The organism is Halomonas urmiana, from assembly GCF_005780185.1.
Classification (GTDB): domain Bacteria; phylum Pseudomonadota; class Gammaproteobacteria; order Pseudomonadales; family Halomonadaceae; genus Halomonas; species Halomonas urmiana.
In genome coordinates, this window is the sequence record NZ_VBUI01000006.1 from 94,253 (window position 1) to 111,217 (window position 16,965).

Annotated in this window: 16 protein-coding genes; 8 read left to right on the top strand and 8 right to left on the bottom strand. The window is 69.6% G+C overall.

Translation table 11 applies throughout. From position 1 onward, the window contains the following. The first annotated feature begins 26 nt into the window (after positions 1–26). Positions 27–770: a ribonucleoside-diphosphate reductase gene (locus FEI13_RS05370; protein WP_138180119.1), complete on the top strand. Its 744-nt coding sequence runs from the start codon at positions 27–29 to the stop codon at positions 768–770. Positions 771–896: 126 nt separating this feature from the next. Here the strand turns inward: FEI13_RS05370 and FEI13_RS05375 are convergent, their stop codons facing one another. The 6 genes from FEI13_RS05375 to ubiU form a co-directional block, all read right to left on the bottom strand. After that, complete coding sequence (locus tag FEI13_RS05375; protein WP_138180121.1) at positions 897–1,616, bottom strand: anaerobic ribonucleoside-triphosphate reductase activating protein; 720 nt, start codon at positions 1,614–1,616, stop codon at positions 897–899. Positions 1,617–1,682: 66 nt separating this feature from the next. Beyond that, a complete protein-coding gene (nrdD, locus tag FEI13_RS19635) occupies positions 1,683–1,853 on the bottom strand; it encodes an anaerobic ribonucleoside-triphosphate reductase (protein WP_138180123.1) in 171 nt (56 codons plus the stop codon). Positions 1,854–1,873: 20 nt separating this feature from the next. Continuing rightward, positions 1,874–3,637, bottom strand: coding sequence for a ribonucleoside triphosphate reductase (locus FEI13_RS05385; protein ID WP_138180125.1), 1,764 nt, complete (start codon positions 3,635–3,637; stop codon positions 1,874–1,876). A gap of 186 nt (positions 3,638–3,823) precedes the next feature. Further along, positions 3,824–4,564 carry an anaerobic ribonucleoside-triphosphate reductase activating protein gene (locus tag FEI13_RS05390; protein ID WP_240036440.1) on the bottom strand — a complete coding sequence of 247 codons (741 nt, stop codon included), beginning with the start codon at positions 4,562–4,564 and terminating at the stop codon, positions 3,824–3,826. Then, entirely contained in the window at positions 4,561–5,478 is a 918-nt protein-coding gene (locus tag FEI13_RS05395; protein ID WP_138180127.1) for a U32 family peptidase, read from the bottom strand. Before FEI13_RS05395 ends, FEI13_RS05390 begins: the two co-directional genes overlap by 4 nt. Positions 5,479–5,486: 8 nt before the next feature. Next, positions 5,487–6,482, bottom strand: a complete 996-nt coding sequence (gene ubiU, locus FEI13_RS05400) for a ubiquinone anaerobic biosynthesis protein UbiU (protein ID WP_138180129.1) — start codon at positions 6,480–6,482, stop codon at positions 5,487–5,489. Positions 6,483–6,680: 198 nt separating this feature from the next. Here ubiU and FEI13_RS05405 point away from each other — a divergent pair, with 198 nt between their 5' ends. Next, a complete protein-coding gene (locus FEI13_RS05405) occupies positions 6,681–7,109 on the top strand; it encodes a globin (protein ID WP_138180131.1) in 429 nt (142 codons plus the stop codon). Between the two features lie 54 nt (positions 7,110–7,163). Here the strand turns inward: FEI13_RS05405 and FEI13_RS05410 are convergent, their stop codons facing one another. Together FEI13_RS05410 and ytfE are read right to left on the bottom strand one after the other, a co-directional pair. Beyond that, positions 7,164–7,796, bottom strand: coding sequence for a hemerythrin domain-containing protein (locus FEI13_RS05410; RefSeq protein ID WP_138180133.1), 633 nt, complete (start codon positions 7,794–7,796; stop codon positions 7,164–7,166). A 59-nt stretch (positions 7,797–7,855) separates the two neighbouring features. Next, entirely contained in the window at positions 7,856–8,512 is a 657-nt protein-coding gene (ytfE, locus tag FEI13_RS05415) for an iron-sulfur cluster repair protein YtfE (RefSeq protein WP_138180135.1), read from the bottom strand. A gap of 153 nt (positions 8,513–8,665) precedes the next feature. On the opposite strand from ytfE, the gene norR reads away from it, so the two are divergent. The 6 genes from norR (at position 8,666) to FEI13_RS05445 (ending at position 16,952) form a co-directional block, all read left to right on the top strand. Next, positions 8,666–10,201, top strand: a complete 1,536-nt coding sequence (gene norR, locus FEI13_RS05420) for a nitric oxide reductase transcriptional regulator NorR (protein WP_138180137.1) — start codon at positions 8,666–8,668, stop codon at positions 10,199–10,201. A gap of 108 nt (positions 10,202–10,309) precedes the next feature. Further along, complete coding sequence (locus FEI13_RS05425) at positions 10,310–10,927, top strand: TetR/AcrR family transcriptional regulator (protein ID WP_240036441.1); 618 nt, start codon at positions 10,310–10,312, stop codon at positions 10,925–10,927. Then, positions 10,924–12,282 carry an efflux RND transporter periplasmic adaptor subunit gene (locus FEI13_RS05430; RefSeq protein ID WP_138180141.1) on the top strand — a complete coding sequence of 453 codons (1,359 nt, stop codon included), beginning with the start codon at positions 10,924–10,926 and terminating at the stop codon, positions 12,280–12,282. Before FEI13_RS05425 ends, FEI13_RS05430 begins: the two co-directional genes overlap by 4 nt. Next, positions 12,279–15,398 (top strand): efflux RND transporter permease subunit, encoded by a 3,120-nt coding sequence (locus FEI13_RS05435; RefSeq protein WP_138180143.1) that lies wholly within the window; start codon positions 12,279–12,281, stop codon positions 15,396–15,398. Before FEI13_RS05430 ends, FEI13_RS05435 begins: the two co-directional genes overlap by 4 nt. Before the next feature lie 133 nt (positions 15,399–15,531). Beyond that, entirely contained in the window at positions 15,532–16,239 is a 708-nt protein-coding gene (locus tag FEI13_RS05440) for a succinate dehydrogenase iron-sulfur subunit (RefSeq protein ID WP_138180145.1), read from the top strand. Between the two features lie 194 nt (positions 16,240–16,433). After that, on the top strand, positions 16,434–16,952 hold the full coding sequence (locus FEI13_RS05445; protein ID WP_138180147.1) for a hypothetical protein: 519 nt from the start codon (positions 16,434–16,436) through the stop codon (positions 16,950–16,952). Positions 16,953–16,965: the final 13 nt, after the last annotated feature.

Consider the following 16,965-nt stretch of genomic DNA (forward strand, 5'->3'; position numbering starts at 1 on the left):
CACAAACTTTCCGGAGGAGCCTCCTGATGGCCGTCGAGATCAATTCCAAGATCGTGTCCTACAGCGTCAAGAAGGCCGTGGAAGCGCCGCCGCTGGCCGAGGAGAACCCGCTCACGGTGCGCATCCCCTCGCGCCCCGAGGGCACCCTGGAAGCCGTATCGGAGAAGATCTCCTACGTCGGTGCCGAGGGGCGCAAGAAGGTCTACCTGCTGGTGTCGTTCATGCCGGTGGAGGGCGTGGTCAACGGCAAGCGGGTGGTGATCGAGCGCCCGGTGGAGTTCTTCTTCCCCTCCGGCCAGCTCTCCAGCGAGCACCAGTGGATCACCGCGACCATGCGCAGCCTGTCGCTGGCCGCCCGGGGCGGCTACGTCACCCAGGCGGTGGCCGACCTGCGCAAGGTGGCCTGGGATAAGGGCCTGGTGCGCTGCGGCATGAACCGCTGGGGCAAACCGGTGTTTCACGACTCCGAGGTCGCGGCCATCGCCTGGTCGATCCAGCAGATCCTCTATCGCCGCGGCTTCCTCGACCAGGACGGCCACCAGGTGCCGGTGGAGGAGCTGGTTGCCCGCTACGCCCAGCGCCTGGCGAGCGGCCAGCCCTGGCATCCGCCCACCCCGGAGGAGGTCGAGCAGGCCGAGCGCCAGGCGCAGGAGCACAGCGGCGGCGGTCCCGCCGTGGTCGGCCACTGCCCCGAGTGCAACGGCGAGCTGATCATGATGGACGGCTGCCCCACCTGCTACGCCGGCTGCGGCTGGTCCAAGTGCGGATAAGCGAGTCCGCCCAAGGCCCTGTGGATAACGCAAGCCGGATTAGCTGAACGGCCGCCATGGCCAGAAAGACGCCCCGGGACGCAGCGCGCTCCGGGGCGTTTCATTGATGGCATCTGCCCTGCGGGCTCAGTCGCGCAAGACCAGGGTCTCGAAGCGCGGCGTGAGCCGCTCGACCAGCCCCTCGAGATCGACCCGGGGGAGGCCGCCGGGCACCGGCGCGGCGTAGCGCGGGTCCAGGCACTGGTCGTGGCGGGCGAACTGCAGCGCATAGTGGCGCACGCCTCGCGCGGCCAGCGTCAGGGCCAGGCGCTCCACGTCGGCCAGGGTGAAGTCGCGCCCGTGCAGCGTGGTGCGACACTCGAAGGCGACGTCGCCCTCGAGCATCACGTCGAGGCTGTGGGCCAGCCGCGGGGCGATGCCGGGGCGCCCGACGATCGTCTCGACCCGGGACGCCTCGCCCTTCACGTCCAGCCCCACCCAGTCCAGCCTGGATAGCAGGGTCCGCAGCCGTTCCGGGTAGGCGCCGGCGGTATGCAGACCCACGGCGAAGCCCATCGCCCTGGCCTCGTCCACCGCCGCGGGGAGGTCGCGATGCATGACGGGCTCGCCGCCGCTGAATACCACCCCCTCCAGCAGCCCCCGTCGCGCCTCGAGGAAGTCACGCACCGCGGCCCACTCCGCGGTTTCGCCGCGTCGTGGGGCGAGCATCTGCGGGTTGTGGCAGTAGCCGCAGCGCAGTGGACAGCCCTGCAGGAAGACCACGCCGGCCAGGCGGCCGGGAAAGTCCAGGGTGGTCAGCCGGGTCAACCCGGCGACTGGTAGGCGAATCTCGCGGGGTGCGTCCATGGCGGGGCTCTGGTGTGGTGAGGGCTATGTGAAAGCCGCCGGGAGCGACCCCCCGGCGGCTCAGGATCAGCGGGCGGCGGCGCGCTCGGTGAAGGGGGTGCGCTCGCGATGCTCGCTGCGCTTGCCGAGGTTGAACTGGCTGACCGGGCGGTGATAGCCCATCACCCGGGTCCATACCTCGCAGGGCTGGCGACGGTCGGCGGGTAGGGTGTCGCGCTGGGTCTGGATCGTGTTCATGAGCATCTCCTTGGGTGGGCTCAGTGGGTCTCGGCGCCGGCCTGGATGGCCTTCGCCTGTTGCTCTGCCAGCAGGGCGTCGTCGCACTTCGGGCAGAATTCATGCTCGCCGGCCAGGTAGCCGTGGACCGGGCAGATCGAGAAGGTCGGAGTGATGGTCAGGTAGGGCAGCCGGAAGCGCGACAGCGCGGTGCGCACCAGCTGCCGGCAGGCGCGCGTCGAGGAGAGCTGCTCGCGCATGTAGAGGTGCAGCACGGTGCCGCCGGTGTAGCGGGTCTGCAGCGGGTCCTGATGGAGCAGCGCCTCGAAGGGATCGTCGGTGTGTCCCACCGGCAGCTGGCTGGAGTTGGTGTAGTAGGGCGCCTCCGGAGTGCCGGCCTGGAGGATCGCCGGGTAGCGCTTCAGGTCCTCCCGGGCGAAGCGATGGGTGGTGCCCTCGGCCGGAGTGGCCTCGAGGTTGTAGAGGTGTCCGGTCTGCTCCTGGAAGTCGCGCATCCGGTCGCGCACCCGGTCGAGCAGCTCGAGCGCCAGCGCCTGGCCCTCCGGGGCGGCGATGTCGTGGGTATCCTCGCTGAAGTTGCGCACCATCTCGTTGAGGCCGTTCACCCCCAGGGTGGAGAAGTGGTTGCGTAGGGTGCCCAGGTAGCGCTGGCTGTAGGGGTAGAGGCCGGCGTCCATCCACCGCTGGATGCAGTCGCGCTTGATCTCCAGGCTGTCGCGGCCCAGTTCGAGCAGTCGGTCCAGCTCGGCGTAGAGTCCCGCCTTGTCGCCGGCGAAACGATGCCCCAGGCGCGCGCAGTTGATCGTCACCACCCCCAGCGAGCCGGTCTGCTCGGCGCTGCCGAACAGGCCATTGCCGCGCTTGAGCAGCTCGCTGAGGTCGAGCTGCAGCCGACAGCACATGGAGCGCACCATGTGTGGCTCCAGGTCGGAGTTGAGGAAGTTCTGGAAGTAGGGCAGTCCGTACTTGGCGGTCAGCGCGAAGAGCCGCTCGGCGTTGTCGCTCTCCCAGTCGAAGTCGTGGGTGATGTTGTAGGTGGGGATGGGGAAGGTGAAGACCCGTCCCTGGCGGTCGCCCTCCGCCATCACCTCCAGGTAGGCGCGGTTGAGCAGGTCCATCTCGGCCTGCAGTTCGCCGTAGGTGAAGGGCTGCTCCTCGCCGCCGATGAGCGGCACCTGGTCGCGCAGGTCCGCCGGGCAGGTCCAATCGAAGGTCAGGTTGGTGAAGGGCGTCTGGCTGCCCCAGCGGGAGGGCACGTTGAGGTTGTAGATGAATTCCTGGAGCGCTTGCCGGACCGCCGGGTAGTCCAGGCCGTCCCGACGCACGTAGGGTGCCAGATAGGTATCGAAGGAGCTGAAGGCCTGGGCGCCGGCCCACTCGTTCTGCAGGGTGCCGAGGAAGTTGACCATCTGCCCCAGGGCGCTTGAGAGGTGGCGCGGCGGGGCGCTCTCGGCCCGGCCGGGCACGCCGTTGAAGCCCTCGATGAGCAGGGTGCGCAGCGACCAGCCGGCGCAGTAGCCGGTGAGCATGTCCAGGTCGTGGATGTGCAGGTCGCCCTCGCGATGGGCCTGGCCGACCGCTTCGGGATAGATCTCGTCGAGCCAGTAGTTGGCGATCAGCTTGCCGGAGACGTTGAGGATCAGGCCGCCCAGGGAGTAGCCCTGGTTGGCGTTGGCATGGACACGCCAGTCGGCGCGCTGCAGGTATTCATCGACGGTGCTGGCGACATCGACGCGCGCCCTGTCGCAGCGGGGAGGGGTCGTGGTTTTGTCTATATATGACATTAATATCGTTCCAAAACACTACATGTGGTGTATGGAGGCTAACCGCTCGAGTCGGCGAGGGACATGATCCAGGTCAGCAAAGCCGCGCTCGGGGCGCGTGGAGGGACCTGCAGGCAGGCCGAGACGCCGCCCGGGGCGGGCGGCGTCTCATCGATTGCCGGGAAGGATGTCAGTACAGGTGAGATGTCAGGGACGCAGGTCGAGTCGTTCGAAGTGCGGGCGCAGGCGCCGGGTCAGGGCCTCGAGGGTCTCCCAGGACGGAGCGCCGACCACCGGCAGGCAGTAGTCGGGGTCGCGGCAGCGCTCCAGGCGGGCGAGCTGGATGGCGTAGCGGCGCACCCCGCAGTCGGCCAGAGTCATGGCCAGACGCTCCAGGTCCTCCAGTGTGAAGTCCCGCCAGTGCACCGTGGTGCGACACTCGAAGGGCGTTGCGCCCTCCAGCAGCAGTGAGAGGCTGCGGGCCAGCGGCTGCCAGATGCCGCGGCGCCCGCAGATTCGGTCGACGTCGCGCCCGCGGCCCTTGACGTCCAGGGCCACCCAGTCGAGCCACGGCAGCAGTTCGGCCAGGCGCTCAGGATAGGGGCCGGCGGTGTGCAGGCCCACCGCCAGGCCCAGCTCCCGCACCCGCGCGATAGCCGCGTGCAGGTCGGCGTGCAGGGTAGGCTCGCCGCCGCTGAACACCACCGCCTCCAGGGTGGCGTGGCGCGCCGAGAGATAGTCCTCGACCGCCGCCCATTCCCCCGGGGGGGCGCGCCGCGGCGCTATCATGCGGCCGTTCTCACAGTAGCCGCACTGCAGCGGGCAGCCCTGGAGGTGGATCACCGCGGCACGGCGGCCGGGAAAGGCCTCGGTGTCGAGGGTGGCCAGCTCGGCCAGCGGCAGGCGGATATCGTGTGCGCCTGATCCGTGCAGACCCGGCTCGCTCACGGTGCGGCGACGCCGCGAGTGTTGTCCATGCCGGGGCGGCCGTACCAGTAGCCGTCGCACACCTCGGCCTCCACTAGCGCCAGCGGGTCGGGGGCGGGAAGCGCGCCGCGACGGGCCGCATCGAAGTCCACGACCACCTCGGCCATGCCCTCGGCGCGCGGACTCAGCCGCGCGCTCGCCACACCCATCTCGGCCATGGTCGGCAGTTCGTGGCGCAGGTCCTGGCAGGCGCCGGAGAGGGTCTGGATGCCGTTCAGGGTGAACACCTCCCGCGATTCCTGGGAGCGCAGGGCGAGGCCCTCGGGATACTGCTGGCAGACGAACTGGCAGCGGTCCTTGGGCTTCTGGTGGCGCCGCGCGGTGAAGCAGCGCGACGACCAGGCCAGCGGCAGGTGACCGTAGGCGAAGACCTCACAGGGCTGCTCGAGTCCCTGCTCGCGGGAGTCGGTCAGCAGCCGGGTGAGATCGTCCCGGGACATCTCCACCGGCGCCTGCCAGCCTTGCATGCCGGCCCGCGCCAGCACGGCGAGCGAGGCCGGGTTATAGAGGTTGAGCGCGGCCCCGGCGACGAAGGGCAGCCCGGCGGCGGCGAGGCGCTGCACCGCGCTCTGGTCGTTGGCCTCGACAGTGAACTCGCCGTTGTCGCAGAGCTTTCGCAGGTCGCGCAGGTCGGCCTCGGACTCGATCAGGGTCTGGCTCGCCAGCACCACCCGCTTGCCGCTCTGGGCGAGCTCGCGGCCGATCCCCAGCCAGTCATCGAGCTTCATGTCGCGGCGCCGCGAGCAGACCGACTCGCCCAGGGTGACGGTCTCGACGGGCCAGTCGGCGGCCGCGCGGTAGAAGTCGGCGTAGTCCTCGCGGGTCCAGTAGAAGAGCACCGGGCCCAGGCTCAGTTCCAGGGTCGTGGCGGTCATGAAGCCTCCTATTTCCAGCGCCGCTCGTAGGCGCCCAGGGTAGTGGTGGCGCCCTCGGAGAGCTCGCCGAGGCCGGCCATCCAGGCGGGATCCGCGCGGAAGTGGCCGGGGGCGCGCGCGACGCGGTCCAGGGCCTGGCGCCAGATGCCGGCCACCTTCGAGACGTAGGCGGGGCTGCGCTGGCGACCCTCGATCTTCACTGCGCTGATGCCGAGCTCGGCAAGCTCCGGGAGCAGCTCCAGGGTGTTGAGGCTGGTGGGCTCCTCGATGGCGTGGTAGGTCTCGCCGTCGACCGCGAAGCGCCCCTTGCACAGGGTCGGGTAGCCGGCCCGCTCGCCTTCGGCGTAGCGGTCGATCAGCACGCCGTTCAGGCGCGATTCCAGGCCCCGGGGCGTCTCCTCCCAGCGCACGTGGGCCGCCGGTGAGCAGACGCCGCGGGTGTTGGGCGACTCGCCGGTGAGATACGACGACAGGTAGCAGCGCCCCTCGGCCATGATGCACAGGCTGCCGAAGGCGAACACCTCGAGCTCCACCGGGCTCTGCTTCGCCAGGTCGCGGACCTGGGTGATGGAGAGCACCCGGGGTAGCACCGCGCGCCTGATGCCGAACTGCTCGTGATAGAAGCGCAGCGCCTCGTGGCTGGTCGCCGAGCCCTGCACCGAGAGGTGGCGGTCGAGGCCCGGATGGCGCCGGGCGGCGTAGTCGAGCAGCCCCATGTCGGCCATGATCAGGGCGTCGACACCGAGCTCGGCGGCCTGGTCCACGGCGCGGGTCCACATCGCCCAGCCGTCCGGCTGTGGATAGGTGTTGATGGCGCAGAACACCCGTTTGCCGCGGGCGTGGGCGTAGTCGATGCCCTCCCCGGCGCGCTTGTCGGTGAAGTTGAGCCCGGCGAACTGACGCGCGTTGGTGGTGTTCTGGAAGCCGAAGTAGACGGCATCGGCGCCCTCGTTCACGGCGCGCTTCAGGGCGGGCAGGTTGCCGGCGGGGCAGACGAGCTCCATGGCGCGACTCCTCTCGATGAAAACTCGACCATGCTAGTCGACCCTCCCGGTCCCGCCCTTGACGGGCGTCATGCCGGGCCGGCATTCGTCACCGGCATGATCCAGATCATGTCCTGCCCACCGTTCGGCCCCCGGCCGTGGCGTGTGCGCGCGCCTGACCTAGGCTGTGATCAGGCCTGTTCACCATGCGGGGTGGCCATGGACATCGAACGCCTCTTCGACGAGAGCTACGTGCGGGTGCTGAGCCGCGAGGTCGAGGGGCGGGGGTTCTTCGCGGCCTTCTACGAGCGCTTTATTGCGTCCTCGCCAGCCGTCGCCGCGAAGTTCCTCCATACCGACATGGCGCGCCAGCGGGCCATGCTGAAAAAGTCGTTCTATCACCTGCTGACGTTCTACGTGTCAAGCCATGCCGACTACTACCTGCAGCAGGTGGCGATCAGCCACGATCGCGCCCACCTCGATATCTCCCCGGCGCTCTATGACCTCTGGCTCGAAACCCTGATCGACACGGTTCGCACCTTCGACGAGCAGTTCGATGACGACGTCGAGCTGGCCTGGCGGCTGGTGATGACGCCGGGCATCGTCTTCATGACCTTCCATTACGACCGCGGCACCCGTTGCGACTAGGCGAATGCAGGAAGCCCCCAGGGGCAGATGTCCCTGGGAGCCGATACCGTGGAGTCAGCAGATTGTCGGGTCAGGAAGCGGCCCCGGCCTGGCGTCGCAGAGCGGGCAGAAGTCGGCCTGCTCGCCGTGGCCGAGACGCAGCCCGGTGTGGTTATCGGCGATCTGCCGGTAGAGCCCCTGGAAGCCGGGGCTGCCTTCGGCGGGGATCAAAAGCGGGATGCGGGGCGACATCTCATCCAGCTCGGCGGCGGGGATACAGCGCTCGATGAGCGGATAGACGTGGCGGCTCTCGCTGTACAGGTGATGGTGATAGAGCTCGCTGAAGGCGCGGGCCAGGTTGAGCCGGTTGTCGTCGAGCTCCTCCTCCGGCATGTCATCCGCCTGGCGGCGGAAGGTCGCCTCGAGCTCGTTTCCATCGCGGGTGATCCGCCGGTGCTCCTCGGAGAGCACCACCAGCAGCTCGGCGCTCTGGGCATGGCAGCCGGCCAGGCGGGCGAAGAGGGCGTCCTCCACCGGGTGGTGCCACTCTTCGGGCTGGTGGGTCAGGTAGTGGCAGAGCCTGGCCAGCAGCCGGTAGTCGGGGAGTTCGTCGCAGGCCGCGATATGCAGCTGGCGGTCGAGGATGCAGAGCAGCGCCGCATAGCGATGGTGGTCGGCGTGCAGGCGTTCGAGAACGATGGCTTTCATGGTGGCCTCCTTGACGCACCGCCGGGTGGCGGTGCGTCGCGGCTGGGCGCCGGCCGGGGTCAGCCGGCGCGTTCGAAGAGCAGGTTGTTCTCCAGGTGGATGTGCTGCATCAGGTCGTCACGGAACTCACGCAACCCGGTATAGAGGGCGCGCCAGGTGGTGCAGGCGCCCTTGGGCGGGGTGATGTCGTCGGTCAGCGCCGCCAGCTGCTCGAGGTGTTCACCGTGGTCGTCGTGCTCGTGGCGCATCACCGCGATGGGCCCCTGGGCCTGGGCGCCCATGCCCCGGCGAAGCATCGGGAAGAGGATCTGCTCTTCCTTCTGCATGTGGCTCTCCATCTCCTGATGGATCGTGGTGAGCAGGTCGGCCAAACCGTTGGGGCAGGTGTCGCGCTCGCCGTGGACCTGCTCGACGCGACGGGCCATGCGCACCAGTTCGGGCAGCTGCTGGCGATGGACGTCGTGGTAGCGGGTCAGGATATGCTCGATCAGTTCGTCGTTGCTGGCCGACTGCCAGTCGCGCTCGTCGCTGGTCCCGGCCGGCAACGCCTCGAGCGCGTTCACCAGCGCCTGGGCTGACAGGCCGATGCGCTCGGCGGCCTCGCGCAGGCTGATGCGGCCGCCGCAGCAGAAGTCGATGTTGTGGTCGCGGAACACCCGGGTGGCGCCGGGCAGGGTCAGGGCGGTGCGGCCGACGGTCTGTTCGATCAGGCTCATGGCAGGAGCTCCTTGGTCAGATAGGTGACGGCCTACCTAAAGCAAGCGGCGTGCCAGTTTCCAACGGCCTGTTTTATAGGGCATTGATGCCAGGATGGTGAAAAGTACCCGACTCGATTAGGGTAGATAAAACCCTTCAAGGTGAATATCACCATGCTCGACGAGACCCTGCTGGCGGACCTGGTCGCCGACCTTCCCAGTGCGGTACGCCTGCAGCGCCTGGTGCGGACCCTGCGCGAGGGCTTTCGCTGCGGCGCCGTCTGCCTGCTGCGCCTGGAGGAGGGCAGCCTGGTGCCGCTGGCCGTGGACGGCCTGGTGCGCGAGGCGCTGGGACGGCGCTTCGAGGTGGCCCAGCACCCGCGCCTCGCCATCATCCTCACCAGTCGGCGCACCACCCTCTTTCCGCCGGATGCCAGCCTGCCCGACCCCTACGATGGCCTGGTGGAGCAGCAGCCCGGCCAGCCGCTGCACGTCCACGACTGCATGGGCATCAGCCTGCACGTGGAGGGGGAACCCTGGGGGGCACTGACCCTGGATGCGCTGGAGGCCGGGACCTTCGATGCCGCCGACCGGGCGGCCCTGGAACGCTATGCGCTGCTGGTCGAGGCGGCGGTGCGGGTCAGCCGCCTGGAGCGTGACCTGCGCGCCCTGCGCATGGCCCAGCAGGAGAGCGGCCTGCCGCTGGCGGCGCCCGAGGCGCGCGATATCCTCGGCCACAGCGCGGAACTGCAACGGCTGCTGCGTGAACTCGATGTGGTGGCGGGAGTGGACCTGCCGGTGCTGCTCAGCGGCGAGACCGGGGTGGGCAAGGAGCTCTTCGCCCGTCGCCTTCACCGTCGCTCCGCTCGCCACGCCGCGCCGCTGGTGCAGGTCAACTGCGCCGCCCTGCCCGAGTCGCTGGCCGAGAGCGAGCTGTTCGGCCATGTGAAGGGGGCCTTCTCCGGCGCCACCGCCGAGCGCGCCGGGCGCTTCGAGGCAGCCGACGGCGGTACCCTGCTGCTCGACGAGGTGGGCGAGCTGTCGCTGCCGGTCCAGGCCAAGCTGCTGCGCGCCCTGCAGGAGGGCGAGGTACAGCGCCTGGGCGAGGATGTCCCGCGGCGCGTCGACGTGCGCATCATCGCGGCCACCAACCGGCAGCTGGCCGAGGCGGTACGCGAGGGCGGCTTCCGCGCCGACCTCTACCACCGCCTGTCGGTCTATCCGGTGGCGATACCGCCGCTGCGCGAGCGGGGCAGCGACGTGCTGGTGCTGGCCGGCCACTTCCTGGAGATCAACCGCACCCGGCTGGGGGTGCGCAGCCTACGCCTCTCGCCGGATGCCGAGGAGATGCTGCTGGCCTATGCCTGGCCGGGCAACGTGCGTGAACTGGAGCACGTGATCAGCCGCGCGGCGATCAAGGCCCTGAGCCACGGCGCGCGGCGTGACGAGATCATCACCCTGGTGCCCGAGTGGCTTGACCTGCCCGTCCCCGAGGGAAGCGGGAGCCGCGCACCGGAAGCGTCGGAGCACGCCGGTCAGCTCGGCGCATCGAGCCTGCGCGCAAGGGTGGAGCAGGCCCAGCGCCGGGCGATCCGCGAGGCCCTGGAGGCCTGTGACGGCCGCTGGGCGGCGGCCGCGCGGCGCCTGGAGCTGGACCCCTCCAACCTGCACAAGCTGGCCCGGCGGCTGGGGCTGAAGCCCGGTCGCTGAGCCTTTCCATTGCCCCTTGATCGAGGTCATCCTGCGACAGCTTTCCGCTGGCGGAGGCATCATCCCCGTGCTAGATAGTGACTGATTACTATCTTCTGAGGCTCGATCATGTCGCAGCGCCAGCATCTCCCCGCCGACGAGCGTCGGGAGCGCACCGTGGAGGCCGTTATCGAGCTTTGCGGCCGTGAGGAGCCTGCCACCTTGACCACCGGGCGCATCGCCCGCCGCATGGGTGTCACCCAAGGGGCGCTGTTTCGCCACTTCGCCAGCAAGGAGGCCATCTGGGAGGCGGCGGTGGCCTGGGTCGCCGAGCGGGTAATGGCGAGGGTGGCCGCCGCCGCCGAGGGCAGCGAGGCCCCCCTGGAAGCGCTTGAGGCGATGTTCCTGGCCCACGTGGCCTTCATCGCCGAGCATCCGGGGGTGCCGCGGCTGCTGATGGGCCAGCTGCAGCACCCGCGGCCCACCGCCGCCAGCCGCCTGGTGCGCGAGCTGCTGGAGCGCTATCGGCGTCGCCTGCTTGGCCTGCTCGAGGAGGCCGGGCGTCGGGGGCAGCTGCGAGCCGGGCTCGATCTGGACGCGGCGGCGACCCAATTCATCGGCTGCGTCCAGGGGCTGGTGCTGCAGTCGCTGATCGCCGACGACGTGGCGGGCATCGTCGACCGGGCGCCGGCGGCCTTCGAGCTCTACCGACACGGCATTTGCGCGGATGCGGGAGGTGACGCATGAGGCCCGCGATACGCCGGCTGGGGCGGGGACTGGCGGTGCTGATCGGCGTCGTCGTGGGCGTGGCGCTGCTGGTGGTCTTCGTGGCCAACCGGCAGACTCCCGAGCGCCAGGAGGCGGCGGCCGCCGTTACCCCGGTCAGGTTCGTCGAGGTCCGCCCCCTGGCGCTGCGCCTGGAGGCGCGCGGCCACGGCGTGGCGCGCCCCGCCGAGACCTGGCAGGCGACGGCCAGCGTGGCGGGGCGGGTAGTGAAGCGCCACCCGGAACTGGAGAGCGGTACACTGCTGCCCGAGGGCACCCTGCTGGTGGCCCTGGATCCCAGCCGCTATGAGCTGGCCATCGCCGAGGCCGAAGCGGAGCTGGCGAGCCTGGCCGGCGAGCTGACCCAGCTCGAGGCCGAGGAGGCGAACACCCGCCGCCTGCTGGCGCTTGAGCAGCAGGCGCTCGCCCTGGCCGAGCAGGAGCTGGCGCGCATCGAGCGCCTGGCGGCCAGCGGCTCGGTCTCCAGCTCCCGGCGTGACGAGCAGCGCCGCAGCACCCTGGGCCAGCGCCAGGCGGTCGCCTCGCTGGAGGACGGCTTGGCGCTGATGCCGGCGCGGCGCGAGGTGCTCGAGGCGCAGCGCGAGCAGGCCAGCGTGCGCCTGGCCCAGGCCCGCAAGGACCTGGCTGACACCCGCTTCGAAGCGCCCTACGACCTGCGCCTGGCCGCGGTGGAAGTGGAGCTGCATCAGTTCGTCGGCACCGGACAGCGGCTGTTCCAGGCCGAGAGCCTGGCGGCCGCCGAGGTGGAGGCGCACATTCCCATCGCCATGATGCGCCGCCTGCTGGGCGCGGTCATGCCGGAGGCGCCCACCGGCGAGGGGCTGGATCTCTCGGAGCGGCTGGACTTCTCGGCGGTGCAGGCCGAGCTCTTCCTGGCCGGCGCCGAGGGCGTGGGCTGGTCGGGGGAGCTGGTGCGCGTGGCCAGCGGCCTGGACCCGACCACCCGCACGGTACGTGCCGTGGTGCGGGTCGAGCATCCCTATCGCGATGCCCGGCCGCCGGACCGTCCGCCACTGCAGCGCGACATGTATGTGCGTACGCGGCTCAGCGCGCCCAGTCCCGAGCCTCGCCTGGTGATACCGGCCAGTGCGGTGCACCAGGGTGAGGTGTGGCTGGTGGATGCCGAGGATCGCCTCGAACGGCGCGCGGTGAGCGTGGCCTTCGAGCAGGGCAACCTGGCGGTGATCGCGTCCGGTCTGGCGCCGGGCGATAGGGTGGTGGTCGATGACCTGCCCGCGGCGATCGCCGGGATGGCGCTTGAGCCACGTCGTGACGAGGCCCTGGAGGCGAGCGTCGCCGAGCAGGCCCAGCCATGATCCGCTGGTTCGCCGCCCACCCCACCGCCGCCAACCTGCTGCTGGTGCTGCTGCTCGCCGCCGGTCTCTTCACCGCCCCGTCGCTCAAGCGCGAGACCTTCCCCGACTACCGCCCGGTGGAGGTGAACGTCGAGGTGGTCTATCGCGGGGCCAGCGCCGCCGACGTGGAGGATGCCGTATGTCGTCGCCTCCACGAGGCGGTGAAGGGGGTGGAGTTCCTCGACGAGTTCGTCTGCGTAGCCCAGGACAACCTGGCCAGCGCCACCGCCACCATGCAGGCCGGCGGCGATCCCCTGCGCTTTCTCGGCGAGATCGACACCGAGGTCGGTGCCATCAGCGAGTTTCCAGCCCGGGCCGACCCACCGGTGGTACGCGAGCTGCATCGCAGCGACCCGGTCGCGGCGGTCGCGGTGTCATCCGACATGCCCGCCGGCCAGCTCGAGGCGTACGCCCTGCGCCTGGAGGAGCGCATCATGGCGCTGCCCGGTGTGGCGGACGTGGCGATCCACGGCATGTCCCAGCGCCAGTGGCAGGTGGAGGTGCCCGGCGAGGTGCTCGGCCAGCACGGCCTCTCGGCCCGCGAGCTGGCGCGGCGGATCTCGGCTCAGAGCCTGGACCTGCCGCTGGGCACCCTGGAGACGCCCGAGCGCGAACTCCTGCTGCGCTTCACCGACCAGCGCCGCTCGCTCGCCGAGCTGTCGCGCCTGGTGGTGATGTCCGATCCGGCCGGCGGCGAGCTGACCCTGGGCGACATCGCCACCCTGACCGAGACCGGCGAGCGCGAGGAGGAGAAGCTTCGCTTCAACGGCGAACCGGCGCTGGTGCTGGAGGTGAGCAAGAGCCTGCGCGACGACTCCCTGACGGTGAAGGAGCGCCTCGAGGGACTGATCGCGGCGGAGCGCCGCCGCTTCGACGATGGCATTACGCTGACCCTGACCCAGGACATGACCGGCATCGTGCGTGACCGCCTGCAGATGCTGGTGGCCAACGGTGTCATGGGGCTGGCGCTGGTGGTGCTGGTGATGAGCCTGTTCTTCCGCCCGCGCCTGGCGCTGTGGGCGGTATTAGGTCTGCCCGCGGCCTTCATGGGGGCCTTCCTGGTGATGGGGCTCGCCGGGCTGTCGCTCAACATGATCACCCTGGTGGCACTGTTGATGGCCATCGGCATCGTCATGGACGACGCCATCGTGATCACCGACAACATCGCCGCCCACGCCGGGGAGGGTGCCACGCCGCTGGAGGCGGTAGTGGCGGGGACCCGTCAGGTGTTGCCCGGGGTGCTGTCCTCCTTTCTGACCACCGCCTCGGTCTTCGTGCCGCTCTCCTTCCTGGCCGGCGAGCTGGGCGCGGTACTGGAGGTGCTGCCGGTGGTGCTGATCGCCGCCCTGGCGGCGAGCCTCATCGAGGCGTTCTGGATCCTGCCCCACCATCTCAAGGGCAGTCTCAAGGACAGTGTGAAACACCTACAGCAGAGCCATGATTCCCGCTTTCGCAGCGCCTTCGACCGCCGCTTCGAGCGTTTCCGCGAGGGCGTGGGGCGGCTGGCCGACCGGGCGATCCGATTCCGTCATGCGGTGCTGGGGGCGGTGCTGGCCGTGATGCTCGGATCGGTGGGCTTTATGGCCGGTGGCCACGTCGGCAGCGAGGCGATGCCCGACATCGACGGTGACGTGCTGGAGGCACGCATCCTGATGCCTCAGGGCACGCCGCTCGAGCGCACCGAAGCGGTGGCCGCGCGGGTCGAGGCGGCCATGGGCGAGCTCGACGCCCGTTATTCCCCCGAGCAACCCGAGGGCGCGGCGCTGGTCGAGGCGATCCAGGTGCGCTTCAACCACAACCCCGGCGCCCGGGAGGCGGGCCCCCACGTCGCCACGGTCAGCGTCGACCTGCTCACCGCCGAGCGCCGCACCCTGACCCTGGATGCGCTGACCGCCGAGTGGCGAGAGACGATCGGCGAGATCGCGGGAGTGCAGCGCCTGATCATCCAGGAACCGGGCTTCGGCCCCGCCGGGGTACCCGTGGAGGTGCGCCTGACCGGCGAGGATCTCGAGGCCATGAAGGCGGCGGCGCTCGAGCTGGCCACGCGCCTCGAGGGCTATTCGGCGGTCTACAACGTCATGCATGACCAGCGCCTCGGAAAGCCCCAGCGCGCCTACTCCCTGGCATCGGGCGCCCACGGCCTGGGGCTCACCGCCGAGGAAGTGGCGAGTCAGCTGCGGGCCGGCCTGCTCGGCGAGATCGCCGATACCCAGCGTATCGGCGAGCAGGAGATCGAGGTGCTGGTGCGCCAGGCCGAGGCCGACCGCGACGGCCTCGACGACCTGGCCGACCAGACCCTGATGCTCCCCGACGGCAGTCGGGTACCGCTCTCGGTGGTCACGGACGTCGCCGAGCGCCGCGAGTGGGCGCGTATCACCCGCATCGACGGGCGTCGTACCGTCACCGTGGAGGCCAACGTGGATGCCCGTCAGGCCAGCGGGCAGGCCATCGTCGACGATCTCGTCGACAGTGGCTGGCTGGCCGACTTCGAGGGGCGCCATCCCCAGGTGGCGGTTACCTTCGAGGGGCAGGTGGCCAGCTCCGCCGAGACCGGCGGCTCCATCGCCCGCGGCCTGCTGATCGGCCTGGTGGGCATCTTCGTGATCCTGTCGTTCCAGTTCCGCAGCTACGTGGAGCCGTTGATCGTGATGCTCTCGATTCCGCTGGCCTTCATCGGCGCCCTCTGGGGGCACGTGATCATGGGCTACTACCTCTCCATGCCCTCGCTGATCGGCGCCGCCTCGCTGGCCGGCATCGTGGTCAACAACGCCATCCTGCTGATCCACTTCATCAAGTCCCACCGCGAGCAGGGGCTGGACGCGGTAGCGGCCGCCGGCCAGGCCAGTCGCGACCGGCTGCGCGCCATCCTGATCGCCTCCACCACCACCATCGCCGGCCTAGCGCCGCTGCTGGCCGAGACCAGCAGCCAGGCGGATGCCATCAAGCCGCTGGTGATCGCCGTGGTGTTTGGTCTGCTCAGCGCCACCCTGCTGGTGCTGCTGGTGATCCCAGCACTCTACGTATTATTCGACGACTGGGGGTGGGTCAGGGAGGTGGAGAGCCCCGCGGCGGCTTGACCCCTTGCCGTTGACGACTACCTTGTAAGGTGTATTTTCTATGCACCTATTTGGGCGGGTTCCGAATGCTGACGGTTGCGGGACTGTATCTCTCCTGATCTAGGGGCACTTCGTTACCACCGGGGAGGGCGCTATGCTCAAGGTCCAGCTCTATCGCTACCATCCCGATGAGGATGACCGGCCACGCCTCGAGACGCTGGACGTGGAGGAGCGCTTCCGCAAGGCGATGGTGCTCGATGTCCTCGAGCACCTGAAGCGGCGCGATGCCACCCTGGCCTATCGGCGCTCCTGCCGCGAGGGTGTGTGTGGCTCCGATGGCATGAACATCAACGGCAAGAACGGCCTGGCCTGCATCACGCCGGTGGAGGAGGTGCTGGGACGCGGCGATACCCTGACCCTGCGCCCGCTGCCGGGCATGCCGGTGATCCGCGACCTGGTCGTCGATCAGACGCTGTTCTTCCGCCAGTTCGAGAAGATCCGCCCCTGGCTGATCAACGATACGCCGCCGACCGCTCGGGAGCGCCTGCAGAGTCCCCAAGAGCGCGAGAAGCTCGATGGCCTCTACGAATGCATCCTGTGCGCCTGCTGCAGCTCGGCCTGTCCCTCCTGGTGGTGGAACCCGGACAAGTACATCGGCCCGGCCGGTCTGATCCAGGCCTACCGTTTCCTGATCGATAGCCGCGATACCGCCACCGACGAGCGGCTGGCCGAGCTCGACGACCCCTTCAGCGTGTTCCGCTGCCGACAGGTCGCCAACTGCACCTGGGTGTGTCCCAAGGGGCTCAATCCGATGCGCGCCATCGGCCATATCAAGGCGATGCTGCTGGGGCGTGGGACGTGAACGTCCGACAGCCGTGATCCTGAAGGCCAGGCAGGCGACTGACAGAGGAGGAGAGCGTCACGGTGTGTCGGAGGGCGTGGTCGGCTGCTCTCGGGAACAGGGCGCCCCCCGACCGAGGGCGTGACAGACAGCGAGACGAGAAGAGGCGTTAGGCGATGAACAGGCGCACGGTAAGGCAGGAGACTCCAGGTGAAATGACCCCGTGGTGCCGCTCGCGACGGTGGCTGCGGGTCGCTGGCGGTGCCGTGATCGCGATCACCCTGACGGCGGGGAGCGTCGCCGGGGACGCAGAGCCAGTGGGTCCCGACCTGACCGACAAGCTGCGCGGGCTGCTGGTCAAGGAGATGGTCGAGATCGAGGTGGCGATGCAGGAGACGTACAGCGCCATCGTCCAGGGCCGGCATGACGAGGTGGCGCGCCGCGGCCAGGCCATCCACGACAGCTTCATCCTCGAGCAGTCTCTTACCCCGCAGGATCGTCGCGACCTGAAGGGCGCGGTGCCGGCGGAGTTTCTGGAGCTGGACGCGAGGCTGCATCGGCTGGCGGCGTCCCTGGCCGAGGCGGGAAGAGAGCGGAACACACCCCGGCAGGTGGACCTCTTCGGTCGCATGACCGACTCCTGCGTGGCCTGTCACAGCCGCTACGTGACGGATCGCTTTGGGGGGCTCGAAGCGCCGTCCCTGCCCGAGAGGCCTGAGGACGGGACGCCATAGCACGGACGAGCAC